This window comes from Helicobacter turcicus (assembly GCF_019711685.1).
Classification (GTDB): Bacteria; Campylobacterota; Campylobacteria; order Campylobacterales; family Helicobacteraceae; genus Helicobacter_D; species Helicobacter_D turcicus.
Map to the genome: position 1 here is coordinate 1 of NZ_JAIGYQ010000010.1, position 13,767 is coordinate 13,767.

The following is a 13,767-nucleotide window of genomic DNA, read 5'->3' on the forward strand; positions in this document are numbered from 1 at the left end:
GTTACCTTTTGTTATAATTTGTTTAAAAGCGTTGTAGGAGATTTTATTGAGAACAGAATATTTTAATTTTGGAAAGATTTTTATATTGATTTTATTGTCTTTTTCCACTTGGGCTTTTGGGGGAAATGTGCAAGAGCAAATAAACTCTAAAGAATATCATACTAAAGAAGAAAGAAACCTACAGGCAAAGAAATATTTAGAAAATAAATATGATTTTAAGGAAAATATTAAAAATGAAAAACAATCTTTATTTGAGCAAATTTTAATTACTATTGGAGCTATTGTTGTTTTTTTAATACCTATTTTGTGTCCATTATTTTTAGTTTATTTGTTTGCAGAATATTGTAAATCTAATACTAATTATAGAAATTTATTTAGTAGTTTTTTAATAGTTTTTACATTTTTTAAAAAAATTAAATAATGTTATTTAAAATTATTTAAATATTAAAAAATTATTTTAAAATAATTAAAACAAAATTTATATAAATAAAATAATTTTTAATAATATTTATAATATAATAAAATATTATTTTATAAGGATAAATTATGATAATTTCTATTGTGAATGAAAAAGGTGGAAGTGGCAAAAGCACTTTAGCCATCAATTTAGCCACTAAATTTCATTGTGATGGCAATGATATAATTCTTGTAGATGCAGACCCTCAAAGAAGTATAGAGCATTTTTTAAATTTTAGAGATGAAAATTTAGATTTACCATTTAATTCTGTTTCAAAATTAGGAGAAACTCTAGCAAAAGAAATTAAAAATTTACAAGAAAAATATAAAATTATAATCATTGACACAGGGGGTAGGGATTCTAAAGAGATGAGACAAGCTCTAATAGTTAGTGATATAGTTATTGTTCCTATAATTCCAAGTGGGCTTGATATATCTGTATTTGAGAAAATGGTCGGCATTATTGCGGAGGCTAAAATTATTAACGAAAATTTGATTCCGCTAATCATAATATCTAAAGCCTCTCCCAATCCTTTTTTAGAGAAAAAAATCAATGATTTAAAAGAATATTTAAACAATAAAGACATTGAAGATTTTGTTGTTTCAAAGAATATACTTTTTGAAAGAGAGGCGTTTAAAAACGCTATTTTTGAGGGAAAAGGAATAGTTGAGATAGAAAATTCCAAAGCAAAAGATGATTTTTTGAAATTCTTTGTTGAGCTAGATGACATAATAAAAAATAAAGGAATACTATGAATCCATTTGATAAAGTCAAGACAAATCAAGCAAAAGCTTTTATAGAAGATGCGACAGGAGAGACTTCTGAAAATAAGGAATATAAAAAGGTCGGACGCCCTAAAGGTAGCGGAATTAGCAATAAAAAAGATTGTCTAATTAGCGTTTATGTAACACAAGATGATAAAATAAAGCTTAAAGAATTGGCACACAAATACAGAATGACAATAAGTCAATATTTGATATTTAAAGCGTTCTATTCTGAAAGCTAAAGCTATGATTGGGATGTCTGTTCATTTTAAACTACAAAAGCTCTCCTAGCTAGATTTGCCTCTATTCCTTGAGAAATCATATCGTCTTGCTTTCCATCAATTCCAACTAGGTTTAATGCCCAGCTGGGACCCGACACTATTAGTTTCCACATAATATAAGATGAGGCAAGTATGCCAAAGATTTTAAGCATTCCTACAATAGCATTAGCAGTAAAGTTAATCAAAAAGTTATAAAAATTTGTATCAATTGCTGTAAATTGCTCTATACTGATAAATACAAAGATTTCACTAATTAGAGTATGCACAAATAACGCCAAATAGATAAAAAGCACTATTAGAATTGGTTTAAAGAAAATTGAGATTCCACTCACTAAGAAATCCACAATTTTATTCATTCGCTTTGTCGCCATTGAAAAACAAACAACAAAAGGCGAGATATAAAAATATTTACAAAGGCTCACAAGATACGATACGAAAGCTACAATGGAAGCGGTAGCGCAGACAAGTAGAGGGATTTTTTGCGTTGCGTTTTCAATTAAAACAGAAGTGAAATAATATGACAATGGAGCTTTTGCAATGTCTAATATTTTGTTGATGATAGAAGATGATAGAAAAGCTATATGTGATGTTTTATTAATAGTTGATAGTCCCTCTTGTATGCTTTCTAAAGAATTGTATATTAAATCTTTTAATGTTGATGCACCGGGCATTAGAAGCCACACAGCTCTACCAGCAATAAATCCTGTTATACCGTTTGGGATTTCATTATCTGTTATTTCTAAATCCTTATTTTCTATCGCTCTTTTATTGTTTTCTATATTTTTCTTTGTTGCTGTTTCCATATCTGTTTTACTAATACTTGCATCCGCAAAAGTTATCATTTCTGCTAGAATCGCCGAGCTTGGAGTAATTAGAGAGTTTATCCAGCCTAGCTGATTTTCTCTAATGGCAAAATAGGCGTCCATAGAATTTATTGTATTTTGCAATTTGTTGTTTTGAAAATATTTTTGAATATCTATTAAAAATTGCTCTTTTTGTTTGATTAATTTTTTTGCACCATTTATCTCTTGCTCTAAATAGATACAAGCCTCTAGCGTAATGTCATACTCACTTCCAGCAATATTTTGTCTATCTTGCTTACTTGCTTCTAAAAGCTCCTCTTTTTGTTTATCGGTTAGCTTTAAATATCCTATTGTTTCGCTTGTGGATTTTGGCTTTTCATATCGTCTTGAGCAAGTATTTTTATAAATGATTTCTGCTTGAGTGGCTTTATAGTTTGCGACACTAATATCTTGTGCTAATGCTCTAATTCCACTTTCATTAATTCCGCCTATACTCTTATAAATCTTATCCATATAAGTTTTACCACCTATTGCGCTTGCCATATCGGCTATTTTGGTTGATTCTGTGGTAAAGTATCTAATAGTGTTTTGCACCATTGTAGAATGTGCTGTTCCATTTGCTTCAGGAATAGGCATAAAGAAAGTTCCTACCATTATAAGAGGAATGTAAAATTTGTGCAAATAGGGTTGATTACTAGCACTCTCGCCCCTATTTTCTAAATAAATTTGAAGTTTGTTTGCTCCAATGCTTGAGATATAAAATCCTCCAACCACTACAAAAAGTAGAATCTGTAAATGTTGATAAACTTTTTCCATATTCATAAATAAATCAGAAAAATAAGCCATATTGTTTTTATTAAAGCCATCGACTGCGGAAGTTTCTTGATATTTATCTTCAAACAAATTATTATCATTGTCATAAAAGCCATCAAGGCTTAAATCGGTAATGCTTTGCCAAGTTTTTCCAGCGAGTCTTCTTATGAAATTTGTTTGCGATTCTGTTCCATTGCCAATTAAACCTGAAAGCTTTAATTCCGCTTCTTCTAAAATTGTTTTTGTAGTTGTTAATTTCATATTGTCTTTTAGGGTTAATTGCCCTAGTTGATTTGTTTTTTCTCTATCAATGATATTTGGATTTAATGTTACAAGAGAGCTTAGAAATTGGCTTAGAGTAATCTCATTTTCTTTTGGCTCATATTTGATTTGTGAGCTTAATTTTTGCTTAGAGTTTGCTAAGGATATAATATTGTTTATTTTAGAATAATCTAAGCTTTTATATATGTCTTTTGTGCATTGCATATTCTGCTTATTTGCATTATAGATTAATGCTTCATCAAGATTTGTCTGCTCATATACTCTACAATATGTGATTCCATTTTTGAAGTCAAAACCACTAATTTGCGTATAATATCCTGCATTTGTGTCTCTACATTTCCACGAACAAGCCTCATTCTCTACGATAGCATCATCTCTAGGAAATATCTTAGCAAGTTCGGCTTGAGTAGTAGCAGAATATGAACCTTGTGTGCTTTGTTGTGTATTTGCTAGAAGTAGATTGAGAGATAAAAGGATTAATGTTAGAATCTTTTTCATTTATTGGGCTACTTTGTGCATTAGTTTCTTTGCTGCTTTTTTACCGACTGCTATTGCAATTCCTTGTGGTGTTGGATTCTTTGCTATATCTATTCCTGCTTCTATTACATCTTTTGTGTTTATTTCTAGTTTAGTATTTGCGTTTTCGTTTTGTTTTAGCTTGTGATTGATTAGACTAAATGTGAAATTTTGAATGTGTTTGTTTGAGAGATTCTTGCTTATTTGCTCTTTTGTTTCTTTACTTAAACTTTGATTTTCTTCTAGCGAATTTGTAAGCTCTGTAAATAGCTTTTCTTTACTAAGGGCATTATTTGTCTTTAACGCATCAAGCAATTCTTGCTTTTTGTTGTTTTTGCTTTTGAGTAAATCTTTTATCCATTCTTGCAGAAAGAGTAAAAAATTATTTTCTACAAGAATATCATCGTTTCCTACTTTTGTTTTGTTTTCTTGCAGTTTTTTATTTATGTTATTACAGATGTTTTTTGTCGTTGAGAATATGTTTGTTTTATTCATTTGCCGTATCCAATGTCTTTATTAAAATTTTTTGAATCATACAACGACCAATGTTGTTAAACATAAAAATAAACTTAATCTATGTAAATTTACACACTTTAAGCTCCCTTTTATTTTTCATCTTTTCTTTTTTCTTACAATTTTTGCATTCTATTTTAAAAAGGAAAAGTGATGTCAAGAATTTTGAATTTGAGAGTTGGTTTTGGAGTAAAACCAACAGATTTAGGAACAAAGGCTAAAAATTATAATTCCCTATTTAGTCTTTTACTGCTTTGTGCTGTGTGTATGCTCTTTAGCACGCATTTAAGCGCAGATGAGTTTGGTGCAGTCAATGATATTTTAAGCAGTGGCGATAAGGCTGGAAAGAAAGCATTAGGGACAATTATTGTATGGCTATTTGGACTTGCATTGCCTATTGTTTGTGTCGCTAGTGGCGCGATTATGGGATATTCACAACAAAAGAAAAAGAGTGAGCAAGAGCAAAACACTACAAAAATCTATGTCGTAACTCTCATTAGTGGAATCGTGGGATTCTTTGTTTTTGTCATTGTCTCTATGATTATCTCAAGGATTCTTTTTGGAGATTCAAACTATATCTTTGGTGTGATTAATGACTTTTATAGGGGAGCCGTTAATTAAAATGCAAAAAGATTCAAATAAAAATGGCTACGAACTTTCTATCTTAGAGGAAGAAGAGAGAATCTCTATCCAAAGAGAAATTAATGAAAAGTTTATGCACATTCTTAATCTCTTAAAAGAGCAAATCAATGCCCTAAGGAAAGAAAAACTAAATACCAAAGAGGAGATTGTAGCCATAAAAGAATCCATTAAGCATTTACAAAACGAGGATTCCACTTTAAGCATTAAGAGATTATGTGAGATTATCCTAAGCATTCAAACAAATCTAAAAGAAGCAAAAGAGGATATTTTAGCTAACTCTTATGCTATTTGCTCCGCTAAGCAAGAGATAAAAGACTTAAGGGAGGATTTAGCACAAAAAGAGCTTTCAAGCACACAAATAGAGAATGTTTATAAAAACATAGATGCAGCATTAAAAAACAACAAAAATCAGCTCTCATTCCTTACTTCTTGTATGGAAGTCTTTAGTAGGCATATTTCTATTTTAGAGCAAAGAAGCAAGAGATTTAGCGATAACTTTAGATTTGGTAAGTTTAAGTTTAAGTCGCTTAAAGAGGAATCCCTAATGCAAGAGGGCATAAAAGAAGCCTTAGAAAAATCAAGATTCAAACTAAATGATTAAAGGAGGGTAAATGGAACTAAACACAAACGAGAAACAAGAATTAAAAGAACTCTATAAAAAGCTAAATAATCTCTATAAAGAGAGAGCAAAACTAGAAGTATTAAAAAAGAATAGAGAGGAATCTCTAAAAGAGGAAATCGCCTCTGTGTGCGAGATAAAAAACAAGCAAGGCGAAACAGATGCAAAAAGAGTAAAAATGCCTCTAATTAATGCTATCTTAGATGAGCTTTATAAAGAAAAGCCAAATAAAAAAGAGGAAGAGATAAGCCTTTATGAAACTTATAAAGAGGCAATAAGTAGGAATAAAATCAATAAAGATTGCATTACAAATTTCTTAAGTAGCACAGAATCCCTAAATGAAAATGCCGCATTTATCAAAGAATCTTTTAAAGATTCCACACTTCTTTCTAAAGAAGTCTTAGATGCCCTTAGCGCACTTTTAAAAGAGGAGTATAAATTACATTTAAATGATGCGCTAAGCAAAGAGGGCTATGAGATTAAAGAACCAAAAGATAATGCAGAGCTAGAAGCTTTAAAGGAGTTGATTAAAGGGTTAGTTGGATAATGAAAGCCTTAATTCTTTTATTATTCCTTAGCACTCTTAGCCTTGCTTGTGTTTGTAGTGGAATTATTAGCAGCTCTTTTAATGACTTTAGCTCTCATATCTCAAGGAAACTAAAAGAACAAAGCAATTCTTTAGAGATTCTAAATAAAAGCATTCAAGAAAATATAAAAACTCTAAAAGAACAAAACACATTTCAAAAGCAGAATCTAGCCCTTTTACAAAAGGAATCTTTGCACAATCAAGAATTACTATTCTTGCTAAAGCAAAGAAATCTCTTAGAATAGGTAGCTTAGGTGGCTTATGAAAATACTTTTTATGCTTTTAATCTCTTGTAGTTTATCTCTTGCTGGAGTGTGGAGTTCTCTTAATCAATCTGGCATAAATAGAGCATATAACTCTCTAAATTCCCTTGTAAAGACTAGAAATAGCAAAATCAAAAGCATTTGGGAGGGAGAGATTAAAGCCCTAATTGATGAGATTTTAAAACAAACACAAATTAAAGAAGAGAATCTAAAGAAGCTAGAAGCATTAAACAAAGAATTAAGCCTAGATAAAGAGGAGCTAAATTTCTTGCTAAAACAATACCAAGAATTATTAAATTTAAAGGCAAATGTCAATGCGCTATAAGATTCTTGCCTTTATCTCTCTTTGTTTTATCTCAAATCTAGCTTTAGCTAAATGCTACTATATTCCTTGTAACCCACAAATAACTAGCGCAGAAAATGCAGCAAGAAGCAAAATAGAATCTAGCTTTGATGCAGTGGATTTAAAGCTAGAAGCATTAAAGCAAAGCTATCAAGAGAGATTAGATGCGCTTAAAGAACAAAATGAGATTCTAAGCAAACAAATAGCCCTAAGCAAAGAATCCCTAAGGCATATAAAAGAGATTCTATTCTTGCTAAAAGGGGCAAATGCGCTAAAGTCAAATGCAATCAATCAAGAATCCCTAAAGGAATAAAATGACAATTAAAACACCAATTAAAACAAGCAAGTTTCCCTATTTCTTTTGGGGATTTAATAAGGCTTATCCTTGTGAGCTAGACTTCATAAGGCAAAGCTACATAAACACAGAGGCAAACACCAAATATGCTTTTAAAGAAATGAATTTCTATGTCTTTTTGGGCTTAAAGTATATTCCTGTGCTTTTTGCCTTTTATTTTAGCTTTAGTAGATATGACTTTGCTTTTAACAAACACACATTAAGTGCTTATATCCTAGCACTTTTCTTAGCATTAATGATTAACACACTAGAGAATCTTGCAAGAAAGATTGGAGTGGCTTTACTCATCGCTTTTAGCTTACTTCTTAGCTATTTAATCTCTGATGTCTTTTTGATTGCTTATGTGTTTAAGTATTTTTTATTATTTAGCGTTTTAATCCTGCTTTATTTGGATTCTAAACTAATGCCCTTTTACCTAATGGATAAGGGCAGAATAGTCTCAAACTTCTTAATTCCTAAAGAACTATTAAAACAAAGCGGAATCCCAAAAGATTCAAAGACAAATTTAAAAGAAAATCAAGAACAAAAAGAAAGCATAGCCTATAAAGTGGAGGTGGAGAAATGAAAGAGAGAAATATAGCCACAGATAAAAACCATTGCGCCTCCCTAAAGGGAGAATCAAAGCTAATAAGCCTTGACTATAATTATACAAATAAGTATAATTATAACGATGATTTTTTTAATGGTCATAAAAATCACCTCATTTCAGGGGCAAGATTTATGCCACAGGGGTCAGTCTGTGGCAAACACCCCATAAAATTATATCTCAATTCATTCCTTATCTTAAGCTTTTTATTTACTAACACACTTTTTGCCAACCCCCTAGAACCTAAAAACTTCACAGCAAAAAGTCATCAAGAATTACAACAAAACAATAATCAAAGCCTAGAGGATTTAAAGGCAAATGAGTTTTTGCTTAATCTTAATCCTCAAGAGATTAAAGCAGTGCAAGAAAAAGAAGCACAAGTCAAAGAGGCTTTTGATAGATTTTCTCAAAAAGAGATTAATTATAAGCCTATCATTAGACCCTTATCAAGTATGGATTCCATATCCTTACACCCTTATTTTACCTTTAGCCTACTTCTGCCTAGTGGAAGCATGATTTCTCATATTGATTCAAGCACACCTCTAGCAGTGCTAAAGTTTGAAAACAATGCAATCTTATTGCGTCCAAATAGTGATTTTAAAATCGCAAATCTAACCATACTCTATAAACTCAATGAAAAAAATCACATTTTAAATATCCTAGCACATTTCTATGAGAGAAACAAAGAATTAGATAAGCTAAATCTTGTTTATTCTTATGTAGAGGATAAAAAGCTAGAGGATTTAGAAGTAATTAATGCCTATATCAAAGCAAACAATTCTCTACCAAAACACAAATACTCCTATATCCAAATAAACGATGTAAGTTATAGAATCATAGAGGATGCATCCTATGGCTCTATATTCATTAATGGCAAGAAATATAGAGTAGATAATGGAACTATTTACAAATAGGAATAAAGATGAGTGAGAGAGAAGCCAAAGATGAAGTAAAAGAGTATCTAAAAAGTGATATTCATTTAAAAATCGGAAGCCTTTTAAAGATTATTAAAAAAGATAGAATAGATATTATTGATAAAATCAAGCCTACTTTAGAAGAGCCAAACTTTGTATTAGATGATAATAAAGGCATTTTATTTATCAAAGAATTTATTGACATTGATAAGAATCGCTATTTTATGAGTGTTGCAAAAAACTATGATGGAGAATGGATTTGTTCTAGTCATACAAAGAGAGAATTTAATAATATTAAAAATAAAATCCAAAATTCTAAGATTATTTATAATAAAGGATTTCAGGGCAGTGAAGTTGCCAGCGCGTGTGATATATTAGAATCGGGCGGTGAAGTCTCTAAGCCCTCCCACTTGCAGATTAAATACACTGCTAACCAAGACTTTGGCAAAAATCCTAGCGAAATTATATCACAATCTAAAGCCCATTTAAAAACTTACAAAATCACCTTACAAGAGGATTCCACTTTAACCCAACAATCCCATATAATAAAGGAATCGCAGATGAGCAATGAAGAAAAACTAGAAATATTTCAATTAGGTGTAGCATTGACACAAGCATTAAATGGGGATAGTGAAGCCATTGCGGATTTAAATAGAATTTATAAACGACACAAAGAAATGTTTAAAGATGAAGAAGATGTTAAAAACCTTATAGAACAAGTCATTGCTAACCCAGAAATTGTAATTGATGCTCAAAGAAATGAATCTTATAATGTTTATAAGGCCATTAAAGCAATCAATGATGAAAAAATGGGAGATGTTGTTGTCAAGGACGATGGTGGTATAAATGAAATTTTTCACGCCAATAAAAAGAAAATTAGCGAACTAAATCGTTTTAAAAAACACTTAGACGAGAAAGATAATTTGGTAAATTTGGTAGGCGGTGGGGACGCCCACTCCCCACACCCCACTGACAAAGAGCGGGTTTGGGCGACTGATACGAAAGTATGTTCGCCTACTAACGACATTATACCACAAACACAAGATTCTTTAAAAACTTACAAAATCCCACTACAAGAGGATTCTAACTTCAAAGACTTATCAACCAAACAAAAATTAGAGTTATTAGCTGCAAATCAAAAAGCAATAGCAGAAGCTAAAAGCCCAAAAGAGATAATCCAAGAAAGCACGAAAGATTCAAAGCAACTAAAAGCCTCTAAAGATTCCAACCAAGAATCTAAGATTAATACATTTAAACACAAAGGACACTAAATGCGTTTATTCATCGCAGAAAAACCAGAATTAGGCAGAGCCATTGCAGAAGCAATGCAAGGAACACAAGAGAGCAAACAAGGGCATATTATAAAGGGCGATTCCATAATTACTTGGGCTTTTGGACATATTTTAAAACTCGCAGAACCTGAAAGCTACAATCAAGCTTATGAGAAATGGAATCTTAACTCTTTGCCTCTTGCCTTGCCATATCCATTTAAGAGAATCCCAATCCCAAATGCAAAAGAGCAGCTAAAAACAATCACAAATCTAATCAATAAAAGCGAAGTAAAAGAGATTATCCATTGTGGTGATGCTGATGAAGAGGGACAGATTCTAATTGATGAAATATTAGAATATTCTAAGACAAACAAGCCAATTTTGCGATGTCTAATAAATGATATTACCCCTAAGGCAATACAAAAAGCCCTAACCCAAATGCAACCTAATTCTAACTTTAAAGGCTTAAGCCAAAGTGGCTTTGCAAGGAGTGAGGCAGATTTTATTGTAGGACTTAATGCTACAAGATTCTACACACTTCTAAACAAAAGAAATGGTGGGCAAGGTGTTGTAAGTGTGGGTAGAGTGCAAACTCCTATTTTAGCCTTAATCGTGAATCGTGAATTAGAGAATAAAAACCATAAGAGTTTAGAGTATTTTTCTATTAATGGAGAGTTTTGCATAAAAGATTCTATGATTAAAGCACCTCTAAAACAAGAGGAGAAAATCACAGAGGAATTAGAAGCTACAAACATTAAAAATCTTTGTGAGAATAATGCAGCAAAACTAACTATATCAAAAGAAAATAAAAAAGAATATCCCCCACTCCCTTTTAATCTCTTAGAACTTCAAGCAGAATGCTCTAAGCTTTTTGGCTACTCACCAGATAGTGTGCTAGATATTACACAAACACTAAGAGAGAAGCACAAGGCTATCTCTTATAACCGAAGCGATTGCCAATATTTACCTGAAAATCTCTATGCAGAATCCCCACAGATTATAGAGTGTTTAAAGACAAATTTCAAAGAGGACATAGGACAGCTAAATGCAAATACTAGCATTAAAGGAAAAGCCTTTGATGATTCTAAACTCTCAGCCCATTATGGAATTATTCCTTTGCAAACTAAGCTAAATTTAGAGGACTTAAGCGAGAATGAAAGGAAGATTTACACATTAATTGCACAAAGATTCTTAATGCAATTCTATCCCCCTTGTCTTTATGAGAGTTTCAAACTTAGGTTTAAAGTAAAAGATTATGTATTTGAAACGACAAAGAGGCAAGATTTAGATTTAGGATTCAAAGGGACGTTTGAAAATGCAGAATCCCATAGAGATACTTCGGCTTTGCCCAAGTATGACAATAATAAAGTTCAATATGACAACAACAACCAATCCAACGAAGAATCCCTAGACTTCAACACCCTTTTAGATTCTAAAGAGGATAAGGCAATTTGTAAAGCCATAATTTTAAGCAAAGAAAAGACCAAGCCAAGACCACTTTATACAATGACTACTCTCTTAAAAGATTTAAATCAAGTTAGCAAGTATGTAAAAGATGAGAGAATTAAAAAACTACTTTTAGAAAAAGATAAAGACAAAAAAGGCGAGAGTGGAGGCATAGGCACACCAGCTACAAGAAGCAATCATATTAAAACACTAATTGAGAGAGAATATATTTCTGTAAGCAAGGATAAGAAGCAAAACATTAAAGTCTTACAAAAAGGATTCAAACTCATAGAGTCCCTACCCCAAATGCTAAGTGGAGTAGATATGACAGCCCTTTGGTATGAGCAACAAAAAGAAATTCAAAAAGGGCTTTTAAGCAAAGAGGAATTTATAAAAGGAATCCATACCTTTATTGCTGATTTAATCAATACAAACAAGGAGAGTAATATGAGTTTCAATCAAGCAGAAGTAAAAGAGCAAATCAAATGCCCTAAGTGTGAAAATGGAATCCTAAGAGAGATAAGCGGCAAATATGGCAAGTTTTTTAGCTGTTCTAATTACCAAAATGGCTGCGATTTTAAAGCTAAAAGCATTAATGGCAAACCCGATTTAGAACCAAAACAAGAATCCCAAACAAGCGAGTATCAATGCCCACAATGCAAAAAAGGATTCCTAATTAAAAAAGAGGGAATTTCTAAGAAAACAAACAAGCCTTATACTTGGTATGGTTGTAGCGAGTTTAAGAATGGTTGTAAATTCTCCTGCTTTGAGAAAGAGGGTAAGCCTAATTTAGAGGGAAATGATGGTTGAACTTATAGGAAAAAGCAAAGAAAAATGCATAAAAAGAGATGCGTTTAGAAATAGAAACTTTTGCAAGGCAAAAGTGTATGCGTATAAAAGGAATCGCAAATGAGATTTAATAGGGCATTTACGCTTATGAGAAATTTTAAAGCTAAAAGATTGAATGCTATTTTGCTTTGTGTGTTTATCTTATTTGCAATCGTGCATTTTTATAAAAATGATTTTGGAGATAAGCAAATTAGCGCAAAAGTATCAAGGGTAATAGATGGCGATACGATTGAATTTTTAAACAAACAAGAAAATAAAATTTACAAATTAAGACTATTTGGAATAGATGCCCCAGAATCTAAACAAAGCTATGGCAGGGAAAGCAAGGAATATTTGGAACATTTAGTCCAAGATAAAGAAGTAAGGATTCTGCTTAAAGATAAAGATAAATATCAAAGATTGGTTGGAATCATCTTTTTAAGGAATAAAGACATAAATAAAGAGTTAGTAAGAGTTGGATTGGCACATTCCTATAAGGATTTTTCTTTGAGATATTTAAGTAGCGAACATTATGCTAAGGCAAACAAACTAGGGCTTTGGCAAGAAAAGAATGTAATCTTACCAAAAGACTTTAGAAAAAATAAAAATACCAATGCAAAGGATACACAATGAATAAGAACAAGCAAGAATCTAAAAGTGCAGATTCTTTAGAAAATAGCGATTCTACTCATAATCAAGAATCTAAAGAAAAGCCTAAAGATTCCACAATAAAGCATAGAAAAGTGGAATCCCTAAACTTCAAATGCGAACAATTCTTTGGAAAAAATTGGAAATTTGTAGGAGGATTTATTGCCTTTGCCCTTTTAGTTTGTGCTTATGAAATCTCTAATATAAGCTCTAAAATGGAATCCCTAGAGGAAATCGTAAGAGAAAATAATGCAAAAGTCGTGCTAACCACAAGCGATGGACGAGCAATTAAGGTTACAAAAGAACCTCTAAAGGCAGAGTATCTAAAGCAGTTTGCAACTTCAACATTTGTTAATAATTTCATTGTCTCAAGGTCGCAATTAACAAATAACTTTGAGAAACCAAACTTCAAAGACTATGGCGAGGTGCTAGATAATGTGCCTAATCTTAAAAATATCCTCTTAAACTTCATAGATTCTAAGGCAAATGAAAAGGAGGGAATAGAGGTTAATGCTGTTGCTGTTGGAGATTTAAGGGCTTATGTGCAATGGCTAATTAGCGCAGTAGCGCAAGATAAGCTGCCTGAATACATTGCGATTAAGGATTATTCTATTGATAAATACGAATATGAGGGCAATAAATTTAATATAGAACTTAGCATAAAAGTCATAGCCCAAAGCTATATTCTAAGTCAAAATTCCTATGTAGCACAACAAGGAATCTTTAAAATACTAAGTGAGGGTAGCTTTGATTTAAAGAAATCTAGTGATATTAATCCTTATGGACTTAGGATTGAACGCATCAAGCTAAATCCGATAGTGAAGAGTGGGGGGTAAA

At 31.7% G+C, this 13,767-nt stretch carries 17 protein-coding genes; 15 read left to right on the forward strand and 2 right to left on the reverse strand.

Translation table 11 applies throughout. The features are described from left to right. The first annotated feature begins 46 nt into the window (after positions 1–46). From K4G57_RS07005 to K4G57_RS07015, 3 genes are all read left to right on the forward strand, one after another. Positions 47–421 (forward strand): hypothetical protein, encoded by a 375-nt coding sequence (locus K4G57_RS07005; RefSeq protein ID WP_221561822.1) that lies wholly within the window; start codon positions 47–49, stop codon positions 419–421. Between the two features lie 125 nt (positions 422–546). Then, positions 547–1,212, forward strand: a complete 666-nt coding sequence (locus K4G57_RS07010) for an AAA family ATPase (protein WP_221532553.1) — start codon at positions 547–549, stop codon at positions 1,210–1,212. After that, entirely contained in the window at positions 1,209–1,463 is a 255-nt protein-coding gene (locus tag K4G57_RS07015; RefSeq protein WP_221532552.1) for a plasmid mobilization protein, read from the forward strand. Before K4G57_RS07010 ends, K4G57_RS07015 begins: the two co-directional genes overlap by 4 nt. 26 nt (positions 1,464–1,489) lie before the next feature. On the opposite strand, the gene K4G57_RS07020 is transcribed toward K4G57_RS07015, so the two are convergent. Then, positions 1,490–3,898, reverse strand: coding sequence for a hypothetical protein (locus tag K4G57_RS07020; protein WP_221532551.1), 2,409 nt, complete (start codon positions 3,896–3,898; stop codon positions 1,490–1,492). Further along, positions 3,899–4,411, reverse strand: coding sequence for a hypothetical protein (locus K4G57_RS07025; protein ID WP_221532550.1), 513 nt, complete (start codon positions 4,409–4,411; stop codon positions 3,899–3,901). 171 nt (positions 4,412–4,582) lie between these two features. Here K4G57_RS07025 and K4G57_RS07030 point away from each other — a divergent pair, with 171 nt between their 5' ends. The 12 genes from K4G57_RS07030 to K4G57_RS07085 all read left to right on the forward strand — a co-directional run bounded on the left by K4G57_RS07030 (position 4,583) and on the right by K4G57_RS07085 (position 13,766). Further along, positions 4,583–5,050 carry a hypothetical protein gene (locus K4G57_RS07030; RefSeq protein ID WP_221532549.1) on the forward strand — a complete coding sequence of 156 codons (468 nt, stop codon included), beginning with the start codon at positions 4,583–4,585 and terminating at the stop codon, positions 5,048–5,050. Position 5,051: 1 nt separating this feature from the next. Further along, the gene (locus K4G57_RS07035) at positions 5,052–5,672 is read left to right on the forward strand and encodes a hypothetical protein (RefSeq protein ID WP_221532548.1); all 621 of its coding nucleotides are present in this window, start codon (positions 5,052–5,054) and stop codon (positions 5,670–5,672) included. A 10-nt stretch (positions 5,673–5,682) separates the two neighbouring features. Beyond that, positions 5,683–6,237: a hypothetical protein gene (locus K4G57_RS07040; protein WP_221532547.1), complete on the forward strand. Its 555-nt coding sequence runs from the start codon at positions 5,683–5,685 to the stop codon at positions 6,235–6,237. Further along, positions 6,237–6,521, forward strand: a complete 285-nt coding sequence (locus K4G57_RS07045; protein WP_221532546.1) for a hypothetical protein — start codon at positions 6,237–6,239, stop codon at positions 6,519–6,521. The genes K4G57_RS07040 and K4G57_RS07045 overlap by 1 nt, the downstream gene beginning before the upstream one ends. Positions 6,522–6,537: 16 nt before the next feature. Continuing rightward, on the forward strand, positions 6,538–6,864 hold the full coding sequence (locus K4G57_RS07050) for a hypothetical protein (RefSeq protein WP_221532545.1): 327 nt from the start codon (positions 6,538–6,540) through the stop codon (positions 6,862–6,864). Further along, positions 6,854–7,195 carry a hypothetical protein gene (locus K4G57_RS07055; protein WP_221532544.1) on the forward strand — a complete coding sequence of 114 codons (342 nt, stop codon included), beginning with the start codon at positions 6,854–6,856 and terminating at the stop codon, positions 7,193–7,195. Before K4G57_RS07050 ends, K4G57_RS07055 begins: the two co-directional genes overlap by 11 nt. 1 nt (position 7,196) lies before the next feature. After that, positions 7,197–7,802, forward strand: coding sequence for a hypothetical protein (locus tag K4G57_RS07060; RefSeq protein ID WP_221532543.1), 606 nt, complete (start codon positions 7,197–7,199; stop codon positions 7,800–7,802). After that, on the forward strand, positions 7,799–8,737 hold the full coding sequence (locus K4G57_RS07065) for a hypothetical protein (RefSeq protein ID WP_221532542.1): 939 nt from the start codon (positions 7,799–7,801) through the stop codon (positions 8,735–8,737). The genes K4G57_RS07060 and K4G57_RS07065 overlap by 4 nt, the downstream gene beginning before the upstream one ends. 8 nt (positions 8,738–8,745) lie before the next feature. Continuing rightward, positions 8,746–10,008: a PBECR2 nuclease fold domain-containing protein gene (locus K4G57_RS09125; RefSeq protein ID WP_236033274.1), complete on the forward strand. Its 1,263-nt coding sequence runs from the start codon at positions 8,746–8,748 to the stop codon at positions 10,006–10,008. Beyond that, positions 10,009–12,264 carry a DNA topoisomerase 3 gene (locus K4G57_RS07075; protein WP_221532541.1) on the forward strand — a complete coding sequence of 752 codons (2,256 nt, stop codon included), beginning with the start codon at positions 10,009–10,011 and terminating at the stop codon, positions 12,262–12,264. It begins immediately after the preceding gene. Positions 12,265–12,363: 99 nt separating this feature from the next. After that, entirely contained in the window at positions 12,364–12,915 is a 552-nt protein-coding gene (locus K4G57_RS07080; RefSeq protein ID WP_221532540.1) for a thermonuclease family protein, read from the forward strand. Next, complete coding sequence (locus K4G57_RS07085) at positions 12,912–13,766, forward strand: hypothetical protein (protein WP_236033273.1); 855 nt, start codon at positions 12,912–12,914, stop codon at positions 13,764–13,766. Before K4G57_RS07080 ends, K4G57_RS07085 begins: the two co-directional genes overlap by 4 nt. Position 13,767: the final 1 nt, after the last annotated feature.

Bases quoted from the DNA above. Each gene is read 5' to 3' on its own strand.
- K4G57_RS07025 (WP_221532550.1), bottom strand. From the start codon at position 4,411: ATGAATAAAACAAACATATTCTCAACGACAAAAAACATCTGTAATAAC.
- K4G57_RS07060 (WP_221532543.1), top strand. From the start codon at position 7,197: ATGACAATTAAAACACCAATTAAAACAAGCAAGTTTCCCTATTTCTTT.
- K4G57_RS07020 (WP_221532551.1), bottom strand. From the start codon at position 3,898: ATGAAAAAGATTCTAACATTAATCCTTTTATCTCTCAATCTACTTCTA.
- K4G57_RS07035 (WP_221532548.1), top strand. From the start codon at position 5,052: ATGCAAAAAGATTCAAATAAAAATGGCTACGAACTTTCTATCTTAGAG.
- K4G57_RS07055 (WP_221532544.1), top strand. From the start codon at position 6,854: ATGCGCTATAAGATTCTTGCCTTTATCTCTCTTTGTTTTATCTCAAAT.
- K4G57_RS09125 (WP_236033274.1), top strand. From the start codon at position 8,746: ATGAGTGAGAGAGAAGCCAAAGATGAAGTAAAAGAGTATCTAAAAAGT.
- K4G57_RS07075 (WP_221532541.1), top strand. From the start codon at position 10,009: ATGCGTTTATTCATCGCAGAAAAACCAGAATTAGGCAGAGCCATTGCA.
- K4G57_RS07015 (WP_221532552.1), top strand. From the start codon at position 1,209: ATGAATCCATTTGATAAAGTCAAGACAAATCAAGCAAAAGCTTTTATA.
- K4G57_RS07010 (WP_221532553.1), top strand. From the start codon at position 547: ATGATAATTTCTATTGTGAATGAAAAAGGTGGAAGTGGCAAAAGCACT.
- K4G57_RS07050 (WP_221532545.1), top strand. From the start codon at position 6,538: ATGAAAATACTTTTTATGCTTTTAATCTCTTGTAGTTTATCTCTTGCT.
- K4G57_RS07030 (WP_221532549.1), top strand. From the start codon at position 4,583: ATGTCAAGAATTTTGAATTTGAGAGTTGGTTTTGGAGTAAAACCAACA.
- K4G57_RS07040 (WP_221532547.1), top strand. From the start codon at position 5,683: ATGGAACTAAACACAAACGAGAAACAAGAATTAAAAGAACTCTATAAA.
- K4G57_RS07080 (WP_221532540.1), top strand. From the start codon at position 12,364: ATGAGATTTAATAGGGCATTTACGCTTATGAGAAATTTTAAAGCTAAA.
- K4G57_RS07045 (WP_221532546.1), top strand. From the start codon at position 6,237: ATGAAAGCCTTAATTCTTTTATTATTCCTTAGCACTCTTAGCCTTGCT.
- K4G57_RS07085 (WP_236033273.1), top strand. From the start codon at position 12,912: ATGAATAAGAACAAGCAAGAATCTAAAAGTGCAGATTCTTTAGAAAAT.
- K4G57_RS07065 (WP_221532542.1), top strand. From the start codon at position 7,799: ATGAAAGAGAGAAATATAGCCACAGATAAAAACCATTGCGCCTCCCTA.